The following is a 19175-nucleotide window of genomic DNA, read 5'->3' as shown; positions in this document are numbered from 1 at the left end:
CCGTGCGCCGCTTCAATCTCTCCGAATGGGCGCTGGGCAACCGTGCGCTGGTGTTGTTCGCGATGCTGGCGTTCGCCGTCATCGGTGCCTGGTCGTACAAGCACCTGGGCCAGTCCGAAGATCCGCCCTTCACCTTCAAGGCGATGGTGGTACGCACGATGTGGCCGGGCGCCACCGCCGAGCAGGTCTCGCGGCAGGTGACCGAGCCGATCGAAAAAGCGCTGATGAACACCGGCGAGTACGAATTCATCCGTTCGTACTCGCGGCCGGGCGAATCGCAGGTGATCTTCATGGCGCGCGACAGCCTGCGCTCCAAGCAGATCCCGGACCTGTGGTACCAGGTGCGCAAGCGCGTGGGCGATATCCGCGCGACGCTGCCGAGGGAGATCGTCGGGCCCTTCTACAACGATGAGTTCGGCGACACCTTCGGCAACATCTACGCGTTGACCGGCGAAGGCTTCGACTACGCGGTGATGCGCGACTATGCCGACCGCATCCAGCTGGAGCTGCAGCGCGTGCCCGACGTCGGCAAGATCGACCTGGTCGGCCTGCAGGACGAGAAGGTGTGGATCGAGCTGTCCAACACCAAGCTGGCCACGCTGGGCGTATCGCTGCAGCAGGTGCAGCAGGCGCTGGCCGACCAGAACGCGGTCAGCGCCACCAGCTTCTTCGAAACCCCGACCGATCGCGTGCAGCTGCGCGTGACCGGTCAGTTCGATTCGATCGAGGACATCCGCAAATTCCCGATCCAGGCCGGTGAACGCACGTTGCATCTGGGCGACATCGCCGAGGTCAAGCGTGGCTTTGCCGATCCGGCCTCGCCGAAGATGCGCTTCATGGGCCAGGATGCGATCGGCCTGGCGGTGGCGATGAAGGACGGCGGAGACATCCTCAAGCTCGGTGCCACCCTGGATGCCGAGTTCGAACGCCTGCAGAAGACCCTGCCGGCCGGCATGCAGCTGCGCAAGGTGTCCGACCAGCCGCATGCGGTGGAAGAGTCGGTGGGCGAGTTCGTGCAGGTGCTCACCGAAGCGGTGGTGATCGTGCTGCTGGTCAGCTTCTTCTCGCTGGGCCTGCGTACCGGCCTGGTGGTGGGCGTGACCATCCCGTTGGTGCTGGCGATGACCTTCTTCGTCATGCACTACTTCGATATCGGCCTGCACAAGATTTCGCTGGGTGCACTGGTGCTGGCACTGGGCCTGCTGGTGGACGATGCGATCATCGCGGTGGAGATGATGGCCACCAAGATGGAGCAGGGCTACGACCGCCTGCGCGCGGCCAGTTTCGCCTGGGAATCCACCGCCTTCCCGATGTTGACCGGTACCCTGATCACTGCCGCTGGCTTCCTGCCCATCGCCACGGCGGCATCCAGCACGGGTGAGTACACCCGTTCGCTGTTCCAGGTGGTGACCATCGCGCTGGTGGTGTCGTGGATCGCGGCAGTGCTGTTCATCCCGTACCTGGGTGACAAGATGCTGCCGAACCTGTTCAACCCGCAGCTGCCGAAGCCGGACAGCCTGGCCGGCCGCTGGCGCGCCAAGCGCCTGCAGTGGGCCGACCGGCATCCTTCACTCGCGCGCTGGATCGCACCGAAGGAGCATGCGCACGATCATGATCCGTACCAGCGGCCGTTCTACACGCGCTTCCGGGCGTTCCTGGATACCTGCCTGCGCCATCGCTGGTGGGTGATCGCTGCGACCATTGCACTGTTCATCGGTTCGTTGATGCTGTTCCGCTTCGTGCCACAGCAGTTCTTCCCCGACTCGACCCGCCCGGAACTTATGGTGGACATCGAGCTGGCCGAAGGTGCGTCGCTGGCCGCGACCCAGGCACAGGCCGACAAGCTGGAGAAGCTGCTGAAGGGGCGCGAAGGCATCAGCAACTACGTGGCCTACGTCGGCACCGGTTCGCCGCGCTTCTACCTGCCGCTGGACCAGCAGCTGCCGGCCACCAACTTCGCCCAGTTCGTGGTGCTCACCGAAGACGCCAAGGCCCGCGAATCGACCCGCGACTGGATGCTGAAGGACGTGATCAGTCAGTTCCCGGATGTGCAGATGCGGGTGACGCGCCTGGAGAACGGGCCGCCGGTCGGTTATCCGGTGCAGATGCGCGTGTCCGGCGAGCACATCGCACAGGTGCAGGCGATCGCGCGCCAGGTCGAGGCCAAGGTGCGCGAGAACCCGCACGTGATGAACGTGAACCTGGACTGGAGCGAGCCGAGCAAGGTGGTGCGGCTGGTGATCGACCAGGACCGCGCCCGCGCGCTGGGCGTCAGCAGTGCGCAGGTCAGCCAGTTCCTCAGCAGCTCGTTGTCGGGCATGAGCGTGAGCACCTATCGCGAAGGCAACCGCCAGATCGAGATGCTGCTGCGTGGCCCGGACAACGAGCGCGCGCAGCTGGACCTGCTCGGCAGCCTGGCGATTCCGACCAGCAGTGGCACTGCGGTGACGCTGTCGCAGGTCGCGCGGCTGGAATACGCCTTCGAGGACGGCATCATCTGGCACCGCAACCGTCTGCCGACGGTGACCGTGCGTGCCGACATCAGCGATGGCATGCAGCCGCTGGACGTGGTGCAGCAGATCGTGCCGACCCTGGATGGCATCCGTGCCGACCTGCCCAGCGGCTACCTGCTGGAGACCGGCGGCTCGGTGGAGGATTCGGCGCGCGGGCAGAACTCGATCAAGGCCGGCATGCCGCTGTTCCTGATCGTGGTGGCCACGTTGCTGATGCTGCAGCTGCGCAGCTTCTCGCGTGCGGCGATGGTGCTGGTGACCGCTCCGCTGGGCATCATCGGCGCGACGCTGTTCCTGTTGCTGTTCCGCGCGCCGTTCGGCTTCGTGGCGCTGCTGGGCACCATCGCGCTGGCGGGCATGATCATGCGCAACTCGGTGATCCTGATCGACCAGATCCAGCAGGACATCGATGCCGGGCATGACCGCTGGCATTCGATCATCGATGCGACGGTGCGGCGTTTCCGCCCGATTGTGCTGACTGCGCTGGCGGCGGTGCTGGCGATGATCCCGCTGTCGCGCAGCGCTTTCTATGGCTCGATGGCGATTTCGATCATGGGTGGATTGATTGTCGGCACGGTGCTGACGCTGGTGTTCCTGCCGGCGCTGTATGCGGCATGGTTCCGGGTCAAGCCGGACGAATCCGGGGCGTGATGCCCCGGGTTTCCCGGCCACCGGGCTGCGCCCCCTCTGCGGTGGGTTCAGAAGCGGGATCGCTGGTCTGGGCCGGTTGGGTGGGCTGTTCGGGGGACGCCGCAAGTACGTCCTTGTAGGCTTGGCAGCCGCATCCATGCGGCTGACACCCCCGCCCAGCCCACCCACCCGGCCCCTGACAGTTTCCTGTGGCCTGCACCGCAGGAAGAGAAAAAAGAAGTGCGAAAAGCAACGGCAACAGCAACAGCCGCGTGCTGATGGTTGGGGTCGGATCCGTTTTCCATTGGAAAACGGATCCGACCCCTTTGTGCTTTCCGATACACCTCATCCACGCACGGCGTGGATCCACCAACCGTCATCGGGCAATTGTCGGAGGCGGGGAGGGGGCCGCTGGCGGGACCGTCCACGGCATGGATGCCGTGGACGAGCCTACAGGGACGTACTTGCGGCGTGTCCCGCCAGCTGCCCCCCTCCCCGCCAACCAGGCAACAACCCAGAGCCGCTCTGGCTTTTGTAGTTGCAGTTGCATCTGCGGGCGCCGGGCAGCCGCCCGGCCGATCACCCCTGCAACTGCAGCCGCTCACGCAGCAGCGGCACCAGCCAATCCAGGAACACCTGCACACGTTGCGCGCGATGCTGCCGGTGCGGCAGCAACAGGGTCACCGGCAGCGGCTGCGCCGCGTACTGGGGCATCACTTCCACCAGCGCACCGGTTTGCAGTTCGGCCTGCACGTCGTAGCGTGGAATCTGCAGCAGTCCCAGCCCTGCTACGCAGCAGGCAATCGACGCCTCGGCGCTGTTCACCCGCACCCAGCCGGGCATCGGCAGCGTGCGCAGCTGCGCGCCGTCCTGCCATTCCCACGGCTCCACCCGCGCCGTGGTCGGCGACGCATAGTTCACCGCGCGGTGCTGCTGCAGGTCGGTGGGGTGCTGCGGTACGCCGTGCGCGTGCAGGTACGCCGGCGCGGCAACGTTGACGAAGTCCAGCTGGCCCAGCGTGCGGGCCACCAGGCTGGAGTCACCCAGCTGGCCCACCCTCAGCACCGCATCGCAGCCGTCCTCGATCAGATTCACCGCGCGATCGGTCATGCCCAGGTCCAGCTCGACCTGGGGGTGCCGTGCGAAGAAGTCCGGCAGCGCCGGGGCGATGATGCGGCGGCCGATCCGGCTGGGTACATCGATCTTCAACAGGCCACTCGGCTGTGCGTCGTCCTGGCGGAACAGCGACTCGGCGTCTTCCACCTCGGCGATCAGGCGCAGGCAGCGCACGTAGAAGGTGTCGCCGTCGTGGGTGGTGGAGACCCTGCGGGTGGACCGCTGCAGCAGGCGCGTGCCCAGGCGCTGCTCGAGTTCCGCCACGGCCGCCGAGACAGTGGAGCGGGGCAGGCCGAGCTGGTCGGCGGCGCGGGTGAAGCTGGTGCACTCCACCACCCGGGCAAAGATGCGGAAACGCTCGATCCGGTCCATTGTTCGCCCGCTTTGGAAAGTTAAGTCAATGTTGCGGTCTTTATCCGCAATTTCTGCACGATATCGTCGTCGGCACAGGGTTGCCAGCCCGGCAGCCTCTTCCCGAGACCGATGCCATGACCGACCACCGTATCCAGGGCAAGACCGCGCTGATCGCCGGCGGTGCCAAGAACCTAGGCGGGCTGATCGCCCGCGACTTCGCCGAACAGGGCGCCAAGGCCATCGTCATCCACTACAACAGCGCCGCCACCCAGGCCGACGCCGAGGCGACCGTTGCGGCGGTGCAGGCCGCAGGTGCCAAGGCCGTGGCGTTGCAGGCCGATCTGACCTCGGCCGCTGCGATGGAGCGCCTGTTCGCCGACGCGGTCGCCGCCGTCGGTCGCCCCGACATCGCCATCAACACCGTCGGCAAAGTGCTGAAGAAGCCGATGCTGGACATCAGCGAAGCGGAGTACGACCAGATGAGCGCGGTCAATGCGAAGACGGCCTTTTTCTTCCTCAAGGAGGCAGGGCGCCATGTTAACGACGGCGGCCGCATCTGCACGCTGGTCACGTCGCTGCTGGGCGCGTTCACGCCGTTCTATTCCAGCTACGCGGGCACCAAGGCGCCGGTGGAACACTTCACCCGCGCGGCATCGAAGGAGTTTGGCGAGCGTGGAATCTCGGTGACCGCGATCGGCCCCGGGCCAATGGATACGCCGTTCTTCTATCCGGCCGAGAGTGCCGATGCGCAGGCGTATCACAAGACCGCCGCGGCGCTGTCGGCGTTCACCCGCACCGGTCTGACCGATATCGCCGACATCGTGCCGTGGATCCGCTTCCTGGTGACCGACGGTTGGTGGATGACCGGGCAGACCATCCTGGTCAATGGCGGTTACACCACCAAGTAGAGACACGCGAGACTTGGGTTTGCGCAGTAGATCCACGCCATGCGTGGATGCTCTTGGCTTCATCCACGCATGGCTTGGATCTACTGTTGATCCCCAAGTGGACAGCTTCAGGGCGTTCACGGGCACAATAGCGGGCTGTCCCGGGGCCTGAGAGCCTGTATGTTCCCTCGCACGATCCGCGCTTGCGTGCTGATGCTGGTTGCCTGCTGCGGTCATGCCGATGCAGAGCCGGCGCAGACCGAGGCCCTGCGCTTCCAGCAGAACCTGCTTGCCGTGCTCGAATGCCGTGCCAGTGCAGATACCCGGCAGACCGTCGCCAGCACCCTGCGGGCGGCACGTTACGGCGATCCGGCCGGTCGCCCGCTGCATCTGCGTGACTGGCATTTCGAGCAGGCCGGAGACGCCGACGCTGCTTCGGTGACGGTCATCGATATGCCGGTGCCGTTGACCGCGCAGGGCGTCCGGACCCAGCGCGTTTTCGCAGACGCGCAGGGGTTGTCCATTGCCATCGATGCTGCAGCGCGTGATCGTATCGTTGCCCGCCACGGCCTGCAGCTGCAGTCGAGCACGCTGCGTGAACCCTTCCGGGTGTGGTCCGCACGATCGGTTGATGGCAACACGTCGGCCACGTCGATCATGGTGAGCAGCGATGGCGACGGCTATCGGTTGGGATGTACTGCCGCAGCTGCCAGCACGCAGGGAGCGTTGCCACTGGATCGGCAGCAGCGTGCAGATGCCAATGACCTCACAGCGGCCATCGTGTGCCGTGCCGACGATGCGGCCCTGCGCCGCGTCGGGCGCTTGCTGCAGCAGGTGATGGAACAGCCGCAGGGCGAATGGCCGGCAGAGGTGCACGCAGTGTCGGCACCCACGCATGCGATCAACGGCACGGTGCTTCCCGTCTTCCAGATCGAACTGCAGACGCCGCTGCAGATCCAGGGCATCGCCACCGACAAGGTGCTGGCCGCACCGGCCGGCCTGTTCGCTGCAGACCTTGGCAGAATCAACGTGGCAAGCGTGTTGCTCGATGCCGGTCTGACAACTGCTCACCAGCAGGCCGGCGTGCAGGTCTGGCAACGCGAAGCATCGCGCAGCGGCTTGCCTTCAGGCAGCATCCGAATCCATGAACGCGTGGTGGCCAGAGCTGACGACGGCACTGTCCTGACCGGATGCAGCAGCTCGCAGATGCGCGCGGCCGCGAGCGATCCGCAGAGCGCGAACATCCCGCACTGAGTGAGTCAGTGCGGGATGCGCAGAGAGAACGGGTACCGGACGCCGTCCGGTACCCCGATCACTCATCCCAGTTTGGCCAGCACCGCGTCGGTGGCCGTCGCCGTGCTCACCGCGTGGCCCTTGGCGGCCAGGTCTGCGGTGAACACGCCATCGTCCAGCACCGCGTGCACCGCCGTTTCCACCGCTGCTGCTTCGTCTTCCAGCCCCAGCGAATGGCGCAGCAGCATCGCCGCGCTGAAGATCGTGGCGTACGGGTTGGCGATGCCCTTGCCGGCGATGTCCGGCGCCGAGCCGTGGATCGGCTCGTAGATACCCACCGCACCCGGCTCGCCCAGCGATGCCGATGGCAGCAGGCCCAGCGAACCGGCCAGCATCGAGGCCTCATCGGTGAGGATGTCGCCGAACATGTTCTCGGTCACGATCACGTCGTACTCGCGCGGCTTGGCCAGCAGATGCATCGCCATGGAATCGACCAGCTGGTGTTCCAGCGCCACGTCCGGGAATTCCTCGCGGCCGATGCGCGCGGCCACGTCACGCCACAGGCGTGAGGTTTCCAGCACGTTGGCCTTGTCCACCGAAGTGACCTTGCCGCGACGCTGCTGCGCCAACCGGAAGGCACTGCGCAGCACACGCTCGATCTCGGCCACGGTGTAGCGGCACAGATCGCTTGCGCTGTCGGCATCGCGGGTCTTGTCGCCGAAGTAGATGCCACCGGTCAGTTCGCGCACCACGACGAAGTCCACGCCCTGCAGCAGCTCGGCCTTGATCGGCGAGGCGTGCAGTGCGGCTTCATGGGTGCGCACCGGACGCAGGTTGGCATACAGGCCCAGCGCCTTGCGGATCGCCAGCAGGCCCTGTTCCGGGCGGACCTTGGCGTTCGGGTCGGACCACTTCGGCCCGCCCACGGCGCCCAGCAGCACAGCGTTGGCGGCTTGGCACGCGGCCAGGGTCGACGCCGGCAGCGGTTCGCCGTGGCGGTCGATGGCGATACCACCGATGTCGTGCTCGCTGAAGGTGAAGGTGTGGTTGAAGCGCTTGGCGACGGCGTTCAGAACGGCGACCGCGGCGGCGGCCACTTCCGGGCCGATGCCATCACCGGGCAGGACAACAATTTCAGCGTGCATGCTCACTCTCGTAACGTTCGATTTCAGGGACACGGCCCAACAGATAACCCAGTTGATCGACGCCTTCCAGCAGGCAGGTCTGCGAGAAGCCGTCCAACGGGAAGGAGTAGACGCGGCCATCGGGCGTGCGCAGCTCGCGCGCCGCAACGTCGATGGTCAGCTCATCGTCAGGGCGCTGCATCAGCAGCTGCACGTCGGCCTCGTCCAGTACGATCGGCAGCAGGCCGTTCTTCAGCGAATTGCCGCGGAAGATGTCGGCGATCTCGCTGCTGACGATGGCACGCAGGCCGAGATCGGTCAGTGCCCACGGCGCATGTTCGCGCGATGAGCCGCAGCCGAAGTTGCGCCCGGCCAGCAGGATGCTGCGGCCGGCGTTGTGCGGTTGGTTGAAGGCGAAGTCCGCCACGGGCGAGCCATCGGTCTGCCAGCGCCAGTCGTTGAACGCATTGCGGCCCAGGCCAGCACGCTCGGTGGTGGACAGGAACCGCGCCGGAATGATCTGGTCGGTGTCGATGTTGGTCTGGCGCAGCACCACGCTGGCCGAGCTCAGGGTGCGGAAGCCGCTCATCAGGCCACCTCCTGGGCGAACAGCTCACGGGCATCGGCGACGTGGCCCTGCACCGCGGCCCAGGCAGCACTCATCGGCGAGGCCAGCAGCGTGCGCGAGCCCGGGCCCTGGCGGCCTTCGAAGTTGCGGTTGCTGGTGCTGACCGCCAGTTGGCCGGGGGCGACCAGGTCACCATTCATGGCGATGCACATCGAACAGCCCGGCTCGCGCCATTCGGCACCGGCCGCGCGCACGATCTCATGGATGCCTTCGGCCTCGGCCTGGCGCTTGACGATTTCAGAACCAGGCACCACCAGCATGCGCACGCGCTCGGCGATGCGACGGCCACGCAGCACCTGTGCCACTTCGCGCATGTCGCTCAGCCGGCCATTGGTGCAGGAGCCGACGAACACCACGTCCACGGGCGTGCCGGCCAGCGTCTGTCCCGCCTGGAAGTGCATGTAATCCAGGCCCTTCTGCGCGGCGGCATCGTTGGCCGCCGGGATCGGCGCATCCACCGCGATGGCGGTGCCGGGGTGGGTGCCCCAGGTCAGGGTCGGGCGGATATCGGCGGCATCGATGTGTACCTCGCTGTCGAAGCGCGCGCCTTCATCGCTGCGCAGCTGCGTCCAGCGGGCAACGGCAGCGTCGAAGTCGGCGCCCTTGGGGCCACGCGGCGTATTGGCGACGAAGTCGAATGTCACCTGGTCGGGAGCGACCATGCCGGCGCGTGCACCGGCTTCGATCGACATGTTGCACAGGGTCATGCGCTGTTCCATGTCCATCGCTTCGATGGTGCTGCCGCGGAACTCGATCACGTGCCCGGTGCCGCCATTGACGCCGATCACGCCGATGATGTGCAGGACCACGTCCTTGGCGCCGATACCCGGTGCGACCTTGCCATCGACGGTGATCGCCAGTGTCTTCGCCTTGCGCTGCAGCAGGCACTGCGTGGCCAGCACATGGCCGACTTCGCTGGTGCCGATGCCGAAGGCCAGCGACCCGAATGCGCCGTGGGTGGAGGTGTGGCTGTCGCCGCAGACGATGGTCATGCCCGGCTGGGTGAAGCCCTGTTCCGGTGCGATCACGTGGACGATGCCGCGGTTGTCCGAGGCCATGTCGAACAGTTCGATGCCGTGCTCGGCGCAGTTGCGCGCCAGCATCGCGACCTGTGCTTCGGAGGCGGCACTGGCGTAGGGCAGCGTACCGTCGGCAGCGGCCGGCAGGGTCGGCGTTGAATGGTCCATCGTGGCCTTGGTCCGATCCGGACGGCGCGGCTTCAGGCCACGCTCGCGCAGCTCGGTGAAAGCCTGCGGCGAGGTCACTTCATGGATCAGGTGCAGGTCGATATACAGCACGGCGGGCGCGCTGTCGGTTTCTGGAACCACCACGTGGGCGTCCCACAGTTTGTCGTACAGGGTGCGGGGTGCGGAAGTCATGCGTTTGCCTGGCAGGAGTACGGAGTAACGGGCATCGAAGAGAAAGTAACAGGAGCAGGTCAGCGGCGCCGCGCGAGCACGCGCAGGCGCACGTAGTCGGCCAGCGGCTGGCCGGCGGCATTGCGCGGCAGGTCGGCCAGCAGGGCAGTGGCGGCATCGCGCACCGTGGCGCGCGCCTCGGCCGGCAGGTCGTCCAGCAGTGGAGCGGCGAATACCCGCAGCCAGCCGGCAACGCCGGTCGGCAGCGCGGTCGGTCGCGGCAGGCATTCGATCAGCTGCACCTGGAAGCCATGCTGGCGCAGGCGGTCTGCGTAGGCATCGGCAGTGGGGAAGTACCACTGGAATGCGCTGGCACCATGGCCATGGGCGACACGCGCGGCCTGCACGGCGGCAATGATCGTGGCCACGTTGCCATGGCCGCCGAACTCGGCGACGAAGCGCCCGCCGGGGCGCAGGGCGCGGCGCACGCCTTCCAGCACGCGATCCGGGTCGGGCATCCAATGCAGGGCGGCGTTGCTGAACACCGCATCGAACGCACGGTCGAAGGCCAGGGCGTGGCCGTCCATCACCTGCGCATCGACGCCCCGCGCACGCGCGGCGATCACCATTTCCGGCGAGGCATCGACGCCCTGCAGGTGTGCGCCGCTGAGGGCCAGTTCGGTGGTGAGCACGCCATCGCCACAACCCAGGTCGAGAATGCGCTCACCGGCACGCGCATCGAGCAGGCGCGCAACGGCGCCACCGAGGGTCGGCACGAAGCCGGCATCGATCGCATAGTCCTGGGCATTCCACTGCTGGCCAGCGCTGCTGGGGGTGGTTGCGGTGTCGAAGGCGCTCATCTCACATTCCTCAGGCGGTGGCGGTGGCAGGTGATTCAGTACTGATGCCGGCGTTGGCCTGGCGCTGGCGCAGCAGGCGGTTGGCCACGTCCAGCCAGGCCAGCGCGGACGCTTCGATGATGTCCTTGCTGGTGCCGGTGCCGTCGTACTCCACGCCCTCGTGGCGCACGCTCAGGTTGGCCTCGCCACGCGCGTCGGCACCGATGCCGACGCTGTGCACGTGGTAGCTGTCCAGCATCAGCTGCACGCCGGTGGCGGCCGACAACGCGCCGAACAGCGCATCGACGGGGCCGTCGCCCTGCGCGGTCTCGGCCACGCGGTTGCCGTCCGGGTCGGACAGTTCGACCAGCGCGTTGGCGCGGCTGCCGACATCGCTGATGGTCATCGAAGCCAGACGGTAGCCCTGGGCATTGGAGCCGCCCTGCATCAGCGTCTGCAGGTCGGCATCGGTGACAACACGCTGCTGCTCGCACAGTCCCTTGAACTGCTCGAACACCAGCTTCAGTTCGTCTTCTTCCAGCCAGAAGCCCAGTGCGCGCAGGCGTGCTTCGACGGCAGCGCGGCCACTGTGGCGGCCCAGCACCATCTGCGAATCTTCCCAGCCCACGTCTTCCGGACGCATGATTTCGTAGGTGCCGCGGTGACGCAGCATGCCGTGCTGATGGATGCCCGACTCATGGGCGAAGGCATTGGCACCCACGATGGCCTTGTTGCGCTGTACCGGCATGCCGACCAGGCGCTGCAGCAGCTGCGAGGTGCCGACGATGCGCGGGGTATCGATGGCGGTGTCCTGCTCGTAGAAAGCCTGGCGCACCTTCAGCACCATCGCGATCTCTTCCAGCGAGCAGTTGCCGGCGCGCTCACCGATGCCGTTGACGGTGCATTCGACCTGGCGCGCGCCGCCTTCGATGGCGGCCAGCGAGTTGGCCACGGCCAGGCCCAGATCGTTGTGGCAGTGGGCGCTGAAGATCACGTTGGCTGCGTTCGGCACATCGGCGACGCCAGCGATGACCTGCTGGAACATCGTGCGGATCTCTTCCGGCGTGGTGAAGCCGACGGTGTCGGGCAGGTTGATGGTGGTGGCGCCGGCAGCGATCGCCACGCGCGAGACCTCGATCAGGTAGTCCAGTTCGGTGCGGGTGGCATCCTCGGCGGAGAACTCCACGTCATCGATGTAGGAGCGGGCCAGCGCTACGTGCCTGCGTACCGATTCCAGTACCTGCTCGCGGGTCATCCGCAGCTTGTGCTCACGGTGCAGCGGGCTGGTCGACAGGAACACATGCAGGCGCGGGTTGGCAGCGGCTTCCAGCGCACGCGCCGAGGTTTCGATGTCGGCCTGCAGGCAGCGCGACAGCACCGCCAGGCTCAGGCTCGGGCGGCGCAGTTCGCGGCCGATCAGGGCCATCGCTTCGCGGTCGGACTGCGAGCTGGCCGGGAAGCCGGTCTCGATGATGTCCACGCCCAGTTCGTCCAGCGCACGCGCCATCACCAGCTTCTGCGGCGGGCTCATGCTGCAGCCGGGGGACTGCTCGCCGTCACGCAGGGTGGTGTCGAAGATGCGGATGCGCGGGGTGGTAATTCGTTCGATGGTGGTCACAGGGAAATCTCCTCGACAGCGGGTGCGACGGCTTGCAGGGGGGAAGGGGAAGGCGTGGGAAAAGCGGTGGCGGTCGCCTTGCCGGGCGAGCGCGGGGTTTCTGCCCGGCGCCGGCGCGGCTTGCGTGGCGGGCGTGGGCGGATGTCGGTGAGCAGGCCGGCGAGCACGCCGGCGTCGATGTTGCCGCCGGAGACGACCGCGCACTTGCGGCGCCCGGCGACGCGACGGCCGGCGGCCAGTGCCAGCGCACCGGCGCCTTCGGCGATGATGTGTTCTTCCAGTGCCAGCCGCACCAGGGTCTCGCGCAGCTCGGCTTCGCGCACGATCACCACATCGTCCAGCAGCGAGGTACACAGGCGACGGGTCAGGAAACCGGGGATCTTCACCCGCACGCCATCGGCCAGCGACGGCACGGGATTGATCTCGCGCACGTCGCCGCGGATCGCGCGGGCCATCGAATCGACCCCCTCGACCTGCGCGCCGACGATGCGCACGCCCTGTGACTTCAGCGCCAGGGCGACGCCGGATGCCAGGCCGCCACCGCCGATCGGTACGATCACCACGTCCGGCGCGTGTGCGGCCAGCTCGATGCCCACGGTGCCCTGGCCGGCGATGACATCGGCATCGTCGAAGGCGGACAGGAAGCGGTAGCCGTGGCGCTGCGCCAGTTCGACGGCGAACGCATAGGCCTCGTCATAGCTGTTGCCGTGCTGGCGCACCGTTGCACCCCAATGGGCGACGCCAGCGATCTTGGTGGCCGGTGCGCCATGCGGCATCACGGTGATGGCCGGCACATCCAGGCGATAGGCGGCCCAGGCCACGCCCTGGGCGTGGTTGCCGGCCGAGGCGCAGATCACCGGCCGGGTATCGCCACGTTCGCGGGCGGCCAGCAGGGCATTCAGCGCGCCGCGCACCTTGTACGAGCCGGTGCGCTGCAGGTTTTCCAGCTTCAGCCAGGTGCCGAAGCGCTCGGCATGATGCAGCGGCGTGGGCGGCAGGAAGCGGCGCAGGCGGGCCTGCGCGGCCAGTACGTCGGCAACGGTTACGTCGCCGACATCGCTTTCCTTGCTGGCGTCAGCGGCCGGCATGGGCCACCAGCAGGGTGTTGCCGACCACCGCATGCGGGCACGGGCGGCGAAGAAGACGCCTCCGTACCGGCACCGTGTTGCAAACGGTACGGGCGTTCATGCGGATGCTCCTTCCAGTGCGGTCATCTGCACCGAAACGCAGTCGTAGATCTTTTCCATCTGCCGGCACAGCGTTTCCGGCGGGCGCTGGCTGTCCACCACCAGTTGCAGGTGCCAACGGCCATCATCGGCGGCCACCGGCGCACCGGTGATCGCGCGCGGCGCGAAACCGCGGCGTTCGGCCATGCCGATCACGCGCAGCAGCGCGCCCTCGGCCGGTTGCAGCACCAGGTCAAGCCGGTATTGCATTGGGGATCTCCTGGCGTGCATGTGCAGGGTTGCTTTCCAGCATGGTGCTGTTGGCGGTATTGGGCGGTACCAGCGGCCACACGTTCGCGCGTGCATCGATGGCCACGTGCAGCAGGGCCGGGCCGGGTTCGGCCAGCAGCGCGGCCAGGCCACCTTCGACGTCATCACGTGCGTCGATGCGCGTGGCCGCGATGCCGAACACCTTGGCCAGGGCGACGAAGTCCGGGTTGTCGGACAGGTCGATCTCGCTGTAACGCTCGGCAAAGAACAGTTCCTGCCACTGCCGCACCATGCCCAGCGAACTGTTGTCCAGCAGGATGATCTTCACCGGCAGGCGGCAGCGGGCAATGGTCGCCAGCTCCTGCACGTTCATCATGAAGCTGCCATCGCCGGAGACCAGCACCACCGTGCGCTCGGGGCAGGCGAACTGCGCGCCCATCGCCGCCGGCAGGCCGAAGCCCATCGTGCCCAGTGCACCGCTGGTCAGGTGGTTGCGCGGATGAGTGAAGCGGCAGTGCTGCGCAACCCACATCTGGTGCTGGCCGACGTCGCAGGCGACCACCGTATCGGCCGGCGCCAGTTCGCTCAGGCGCTTCAGCAGCGCCGGGGCGTAGATGTGCTGGCCGGGTGCGTCGTAGCGCGCGGCGAAGCGATCGCGATGCTGGGCGCAGCGCTTGCGCCATGCGTCCTGGTGGGCCTTGGGGGAGGGAAAGGCCGCACGCAGGGCGCGGATGGCGTGGCCGACGTTGCCGGGCACGGCAACATCGGCGCTGCGCAGCTTGGAGATCTCGTACGCATCGGCATCGATGTGCACCACGCGGGCAAACGGTGCGAACTCGGCCAGCTTGCCGGTCGCCCGATCATCGAAGCGCGCACCCAGCACCAGCAGCAGATCGCTTTCCTGCACGGCCATGTTCGCCGCGCGGGTGCCGTGCATGCCCAGCATGCCCAGCGACTGCGGGTGCTGGGGAGGCAGCGCGCCCAGCCCACGCAGGGTCATCACGGTGGGGATGGCGCTGGCTTCGACGAATTCGCGCAGGTCCTGCACGGCATCGCCCAGGGCGATGCCACCACCGGCGTAGACCACCGGCTTCTCGGCCGCCGCCAGAGCCGCGATGGCCTCGGCGATGGCCGCGTCGGCGGGAGCCGGCGGCGGTTCCACATTGGCCGGCACATGCGCCGGCAGGTGGCTGGCATCGGCCAGCTGCACGTCCTTGGGCAGATCGATCAGCACCGGGCCGGGACGGCCTTCGCGGGCGATGCGGAAAGCATCGGCCACCACGCGCGGCAGGTCATCGACGCTGCGCACCAGCCAGCTGTGCTTGACGATCGGCATCGTCAGGCCGAACACGTCCAGTTCCTGGAACGCATCGGTGCCCAGCAGCGGCGTGGCGACCTGGCCGGTGATGCAGACCATCGGCACCGAATCGAGCATCGCATCGGCGATGCCGGTGACCAGGTTCGACGCGCCCGGCCCGGAGGTCGCCACGCAGACGCCGACCTGGCCACTGGCGCGCGCAAAGCCGTTGGCGGCCAGTGCCGCGCCCTGCTCATGGCGCACCAGGATGTGCTTCAGCGACGAATCCACCAGCGCGTCGTAGAACGGCATGATGGTGCCGCCCGGATAGCCGAACAGCGTACGGACACCCTCGGCCTCCAGCGCCTGGGTCAGCCAGCGCGCGCCGTTGGGCGGCGCGCTGCGGTGTGTGGGAGAGTTCATGGGGGAACCTTGCAGAGCGGGTGGGGGTGCCGCGTTGTTACGCGGCTTGACCTTGCAACCAGACCATCTTGGCGCGCAGTTCCTTGCCTACCTTCTCGATCGGGTGCTCCAGGTCGGCCTGCTTGAACTTGTTGTAGTTCGGCAGGCCCGCTTCGTACTCGGCCACCCAGTTCTTGGTGAAGGTGCCGTCCTGGATGTCCTTCAGCACTTCCTTCATGCGCGCCTTGGTACCGGCGTCGATCACCCGCGGGCCGCTGACGTAGTCGCCGTACTGCGCGGTCTCGGAGATGAACTCCAGCATCCGCGAGATGCCGCCTTCGTAGAACAGGTCGACGATCAGCTTCAGTTCGTGCAGCACTTCGTAGTAGGCGATTTCCGGCTGGTAACCGGCTTCCACCAGCGTCTCGAAGCCCGCCTGCACCAGTGCCGAAGCGCCGCCGCACAGCACCGCCTGCTCGCCGAACAGATCGGTTTCGGTTTCTTCCTTGAAGGTGGTCTGGATCAGGTTGGCGCGCGCACCACCCAGGCCGGCCGCATAGGCGAGCGCGTACTCGGCGGCCTTGCCGCTCTTGTCCTGGTAGACCGCCCAGATGCATGGCACACCGCGGCCGATTTCATATTCGCGACGGACCAGTGCACCCGGGCCCTTCGGTGCGACCAGCACGACGTCCAGGTCTTCGCGCGGCTTGATCATGTCGAAGTGCACGTTCAGACCATGCGCGAACAGCAGCACCGCGCCCTGCTTCATGTTCGACGCCAGCACGTCCTCGTACAGCTTCTTCTGCACCATGTCCGGGGTCAGTACCGCGACCAGGTCGGCATCCTTCACCGCATCGGCCGGTGCCTTCACGGTGAAGCCATCGGCCTGTGCCTTGACCTCGGTGGGGCCGCCCGGACGCAGGCCTACCACCACATCGAAGCCGGATTCACGCAGGTTCAGCGCGTGCGCGCGGCCCTGGCTGCCGTAGCCGATGACGGCGATCTTGGTCTGGGGCAGTTCGTTGGTGCTCATGGGGGAGGTTCCTTGCGGGTGGGAAGAAAAAAGACGGCCGGCAGTCGAAGCGACGTACCGGCCGGTCAGGGAAAAGCGGGGAGGGCAGCGCCGCGCATCGCACAGGTACTGCCACCACGAGGGTTCGTGGTGCAGCGGGTCTGGGTTGTGCGATGGGCGGTGGTCATGGTGGTTGCGTCTGAAACCAGGTCCTGAAATGAAAAAACCCGCACCTGGGCGGGTGCGGGTTTTTGAAGAGTTCCGGTGTGTTTGTTGCTTACACGCTGGCTCGTCCCGCACCTGTTGGTTGGGTAATAAGTACGAGCACAAGAATCGAACGCAGCGAGGCGGCGCCGGTATCGGCGGCTTCGATGTGGGTTCGCGGTGGTGTGTTGTGATGCAACATGTGATCGAGAAAACCACAGCCATTTCCGCTGTGTCAACCCTCGCAGCACTATTTCCGTCAGTTTCCGCTGCATGCAGTGCAATCGCTTGTGGCACAAGGATGGTTGCTGCTGAAAGTGTTTCGGTGAACCCGAATTCACTCTTTTCAACGGGTTTTTTGCGCGGATTCCGGCGATACCAGCTGCGCTCGCCGGGTCGTGCAGCGCCCCGCGTGCCGCGGGAGGTTCCGCGCGCATTGCGATGCGTTCGTGGCAATGGCGCCCGTGGCTCCATGAGGCGCCCCCATGACCTATGCCCGATGGCCCCCGGTCGCGGTAGCGGCGAAGATCGGGTCACCACCCCTTCCCTCGGAACCTGACCGTGTCCCGACGTCTTGCCCGTTCCCTGCTGGCAGCTGCCGTGCTGGCTGCCGTGCCCATGCTGTCCCAGGCCGCCGACCGCATTACCGGCCACACCTTCGCCACCCGTTCGGAGGTGATCGCCCCGCATGCGATGGCCGCCACCTCGCAGCCGCTGGCTACCCAGATCGCGCTGGACGTGATGAAGGCCGGTGGCTCAGCCGTCGATGCCGCCATTGCGGCCAACGCAGCGCTGGGGTTGATGGAGCCGACTGGCAATGGCGTCGGCGGCGACCTGTTCGCCATCGTGTGGGACCCGAAGACGCAGAAGCTCTACGGCTACAACGGCTCGGGCCGTTCGCCGAAGTCACTCACCCTGGCCGAGTTCCAGCGCCGTGGCCTGAAGGAGATCCCCGCGACCGGCACGCTGCCGGTATCGGTGCCGGGCGCGGTTGATGGCTGGTTCGCGCTGCACGAGCGCTTCGGCCGCAAGCCGATGGCCGACAACCTGGCCCCGGCCATCCGCTACGCGCGCGACGGTCATCCCGTTGCCGAAGTGATTGCCTATTACTGGGATCGCTCGGTGCCGAAGCTGTCGCAGTATCCGGGTTTCAAGGAACAGTTCACGATCGATGGCCACGCGCCGCGCAAGGGCGAGATGTGGAAGAACCCCAACCTTGCCGACACCCTGCAGAAGATTGCCGACGGCGGCCGTGATGCCTTCTACAAGGGCGACATCGCCCACACCATCGGCGATTACTTCAAGAAGAACGGCGGCTACCTGAGCTACCAGGACATGGCCGACCATCATGGCGAGTGGGTCGAGCCGGTCAGCAGCAACTACCGCGGCTACGACGTGTGGGAGCTGCCGCCCAACAGCCAGGGCATCGCCGCGCTGCAGATCCTCAACGTACTGGAAGGCTACGACTTCTCGAAGATTCCGTTCGGCTCACCCGAGCACGTGCATCTGTTCGTGGAAGCCAAGAAGCTGGCCTTCGCCGACCGTGCGCGCTTCTACGCCGACATGGCCTTCCAGCCCGCGCCGGTACAGAAGCTGATTTCCAAGGAGTACGCAGCGCAGCGTCGCGCGCTGATTTCGATGGACAAGGCGCTGAAGGAAGTTCAGCCGGGAACGCCCAAGCAGCTGGAAGAGGGCGACACGATCTACATGACCGTGGCCGATGCCGACGGCATGATGGTGTCACTGATTCAATCCAACTACCGCGGCATGGGCAGCGGCATGGCCCCGCCGGGGCTGGGCTTCATCCTGCAGGATCGCGGCGAGATGTTCGTGCTGCAGAAGAACCATCCCAACGGTTACGCACCGGGCAAGCGTCCCTTCCAGACCATCATTCCGGCCTTCATCACCAAGGGCGGCAAGCCTTATGCAAGTTTCGGCGTGATGGGCGGTGCGATGCAGCCGCAGGGGCACGCACAGATCGTGATGAACCTGGTGGACTTCGGCATGAACCTGCAGGAGGCCGGTGATGCCCCCCGCATCCAGCATGAGGGATCGACCGAACCGACCGGGCAGGCGACGGCGATGACTGATGGTGGCGAGGTCAATCTGGAAACCGGGTTCCCGTACGAGACGGTGCGGGCGCTGATGCGCAAGGGGCATCGGGTGGTGTTCGCCGATGGTCCGTATGGCGGTTACCAGGCGATCCTGCGTGATCCGGAAACCGGCGTGTACTACGGCGCGTCGGAGAGCCGCAAGGATGGGCAGGCGGCGGGCTACTGAGGTTTCCCGGCCAACGGGCTGAGCCCCCTCTGCGGTGGGTTAAGAAGCGGGATCGCTTGTTGGGCCGGGCGGGTGGGCTGGTCGGGGGACGCCGTGAATCCGTCCCTGGAGGCTTGGCAGCCGCATCCATGCGGCTGACACCCCCGCCCAGCCCACCCACCCGGCGCCTGACAGTTTCCTGCGGCGGCCACCGCAGGAAGAGAAAGAAGAAGATCAAAAGCAAAAGCAACAACAACAGCCGCGT

At 66.7% G+C, this 19175-nt stretch carries 14 protein-coding genes; 4 read left to right on the top strand and 10 right to left on the bottom strand.

From position 1 onward, the window contains the following. Positions 1-2: 2 nt before the first annotated feature. Positions 3-3164, top strand: coding sequence for an efflux RND transporter permease subunit (locus CLM74_RS17650; RefSeq protein WP_105164614.1), 3162 nt, complete (start codon positions 3-5; stop codon positions 3162-3164). A 558-nt stretch (positions 3165-3722) separates the two neighbouring features. Here CLM74_RS17650 and CLM74_RS17645 read toward each other — a convergent pair. Next, positions 3723-4631: a LysR family transcriptional regulator gene (locus CLM74_RS17645; protein WP_025874141.1), complete on the bottom strand. Its 909-nt coding sequence runs from the start codon at positions 4629-4631 to the stop codon at positions 3723-3725. 116 nt (positions 4632-4747) lie between these two features. Here CLM74_RS17645 and CLM74_RS17640 point away from each other — a divergent pair, with 116 nt between their 5' ends. Both CLM74_RS17640 and CLM74_RS17635 read left to right on the top strand, forming a co-directional pair. After that, a complete protein-coding gene (locus CLM74_RS17640; protein WP_105164613.1) occupies positions 4748-5521 on the top strand; it encodes an SDR family oxidoreductase in 774 nt (257 codons plus the stop codon). Between the two features lie 159 nt (positions 5522-5680). Next, positions 5681-6754 (top strand): hypothetical protein, encoded by a 1074-nt coding sequence (locus CLM74_RS17635; RefSeq protein WP_105164612.1) that lies wholly within the window; start codon positions 5681-5683, stop codon positions 6752-6754. Positions 6755-6816: 62 nt separating this feature from the next. Here CLM74_RS17635 and leuB read toward each other — a convergent pair whose 3' ends face one another. From leuB to ilvC, 9 genes are all read right to left on the bottom strand, one after another. Continuing rightward, on the bottom strand, positions 6817-7878 hold the full coding sequence (leuB, locus tag CLM74_RS17630; RefSeq protein WP_049465740.1) for a 3-isopropylmalate dehydrogenase: 1062 nt from the start codon (positions 7876-7878) through the stop codon (positions 6817-6819). Continuing rightward, positions 7868-8446: a 3-isopropylmalate dehydratase small subunit gene (gene leuD / locus CLM74_RS17625; protein WP_105164611.1), complete on the bottom strand. Its 579-nt coding sequence runs from the start codon at positions 8444-8446 to the stop codon at positions 7868-7870. Before leuD ends, leuB begins: the two co-directional genes overlap by 11 nt. Beyond that, positions 8446-9864, bottom strand: a complete 1419-nt coding sequence (leuC, locus tag CLM74_RS17620; protein WP_025874146.1) for a 3-isopropylmalate dehydratase large subunit — start codon at positions 9862-9864, stop codon at positions 8446-8448. The genes leuD and leuC overlap by 1 nt, the downstream gene beginning before the upstream one ends. A 59-nt stretch (positions 9865-9923) precedes the next feature. Next, a complete protein-coding gene (locus CLM74_RS17615; protein ID WP_105164610.1) occupies positions 9924-10703 on the bottom strand; it encodes a class I SAM-dependent methyltransferase in 780 nt (259 codons plus the stop codon). A 10-nt stretch (positions 10704-10713) separates the two neighbouring features. Then, on the bottom strand, positions 10714-12300 hold the full coding sequence (locus tag CLM74_RS17610; RefSeq protein ID WP_025874148.1) for a 2-isopropylmalate synthase: 1587 nt from the start codon (positions 12298-12300) through the stop codon (positions 10714-10716). Next, positions 12297-13388 (bottom strand): threonine dehydratase, encoded by a 1092-nt coding sequence (locus CLM74_RS17605; RefSeq protein ID WP_025874149.1) that lies wholly within the window; start codon positions 13386-13388, stop codon positions 12297-12299. The genes CLM74_RS17610 and CLM74_RS17605 overlap by 4 nt, the downstream gene beginning before the upstream one ends. 96 nt (positions 13389-13484) lie before the next feature. Next, on the bottom strand, positions 13485-13736 hold the full coding sequence (locus tag CLM74_RS17600) for an ACT domain-containing protein (RefSeq protein ID WP_025874150.1): 252 nt from the start codon (positions 13734-13736) through the stop codon (positions 13485-13487). Next, positions 13720-15456 carry an acetolactate synthase 2 catalytic subunit gene (ilvG, locus tag CLM74_RS17595; protein ID WP_059065039.1) on the bottom strand — a complete coding sequence of 579 codons (1737 nt, stop codon included), beginning with the start codon at positions 15454-15456 and terminating at the stop codon, positions 13720-13722. Before ilvG ends, CLM74_RS17600 begins: the two co-directional genes overlap by 17 nt. A gap of 37 nt (positions 15457-15493) precedes the next feature. Continuing rightward, entirely contained in the window at positions 15494-16468 is a 975-nt protein-coding gene (gene ilvC, locus CLM74_RS17590) for a ketol-acid reductoisomerase (RefSeq protein WP_025874152.1), read from the bottom strand. A gap of 801 nt (positions 16469-17269) precedes the next feature. Here ilvC and ggt point away from each other — a divergent pair. Next, positions 17270-18931: a gamma-glutamyltransferase gene (gene ggt, locus CLM74_RS17585; protein ID WP_105165047.1), complete on the top strand. Its 1662-nt coding sequence runs from the start codon at positions 17270-17272 to the stop codon at positions 18929-18931. Positions 18932-19175: the final 244 nt, after the last annotated feature.

Origin of the sequence: Stenotrophomonas sp. MYb57 (assembly GCF_002966815.1) — a bacterium.
Lineage (GTDB): Bacteria > Pseudomonadota > Gammaproteobacteria > Xanthomonadales > Xanthomonadaceae > Stenotrophomonas > Stenotrophomonas indicatrix.
Note: the sequence above shows the minus strand (reverse complement) of the source record. Positions and strands in the feature narration are given on the sequence as shown.

What these genes read in the sequence shown, in the direction of transcription:
- leuD (WP_105164611.1), bottom strand. Translation starts at nt 8,446, where the DNA reads ATGAGCGGCTTCCGCACCCTGAGCTCGGCCAGCGTGGTGCTGCGCCAG.
- CLM74_RS17605 (WP_025874149.1), bottom strand. Translation starts at nt 13,388, where the DNA reads ATGCCGGCCGCTGACGCCAGCAAGGAAAGCGATGTCGGCGACGTAACC.
- leuB (WP_049465740.1), bottom strand. Translation starts at nt 7,878, where the DNA reads ATGCACGCTGAAATTGTTGTCCTGCCCGGTGATGGCATCGGCCCGGAA.
- CLM74_RS17645 (WP_025874141.1), bottom strand. Translation starts at nt 4,631, where the DNA reads ATGGACCGGATCGAGCGTTTCCGCATCTTTGCCCGGGTGGTGGAGTGC.
- ilvC (WP_025874152.1), bottom strand. Translation starts at nt 16,468, where the DNA reads ATGAGCACCAACGAACTGCCCCAGACCAAGATCGCCGTCATCGGCTAC.
- ggt (WP_105165047.1), top strand. Translation starts at nt 17,270, where the DNA reads ATGCTGTCCCAGGCCGCCGACCGCATTACCGGCCACACCTTCGCCACC.
- ilvG (WP_059065039.1), bottom strand. Translation starts at nt 15,456, where the DNA reads ATGAACTCTCCCACACACCGCAGCGCGCCGCCCAACGGCGCGCGCTGG.
- CLM74_RS17600 (WP_025874150.1), bottom strand. Translation starts at nt 13,736, where the DNA reads ATGCAATACCGGCTTGACCTGGTGCTGCAACCGGCCGAGGGCGCGCTG.
- CLM74_RS17640 (WP_105164613.1), top strand. Translation starts at nt 4,748, where the DNA reads ATGACCGACCACCGTATCCAGGGCAAGACCGCGCTGATCGCCGGCGGT.
- CLM74_RS17615 (WP_105164610.1), bottom strand. Translation starts at nt 10,703, where the DNA reads ATGAGCGCCTTCGACACCGCAACCACCCCCAGCAGCGCTGGCCAGCAG.
- leuC (WP_025874146.1), bottom strand. Translation starts at nt 9,864, where the DNA reads ATGACTTCCGCACCCCGCACCCTGTACGACAAACTGTGGGACGCCCAC.
- CLM74_RS17635 (WP_105164612.1), top strand. Translation starts at nt 5,681, where the DNA reads ATGTTCCCTCGCACGATCCGCGCTTGCGTGCTGATGCTGGTTGCCTGC.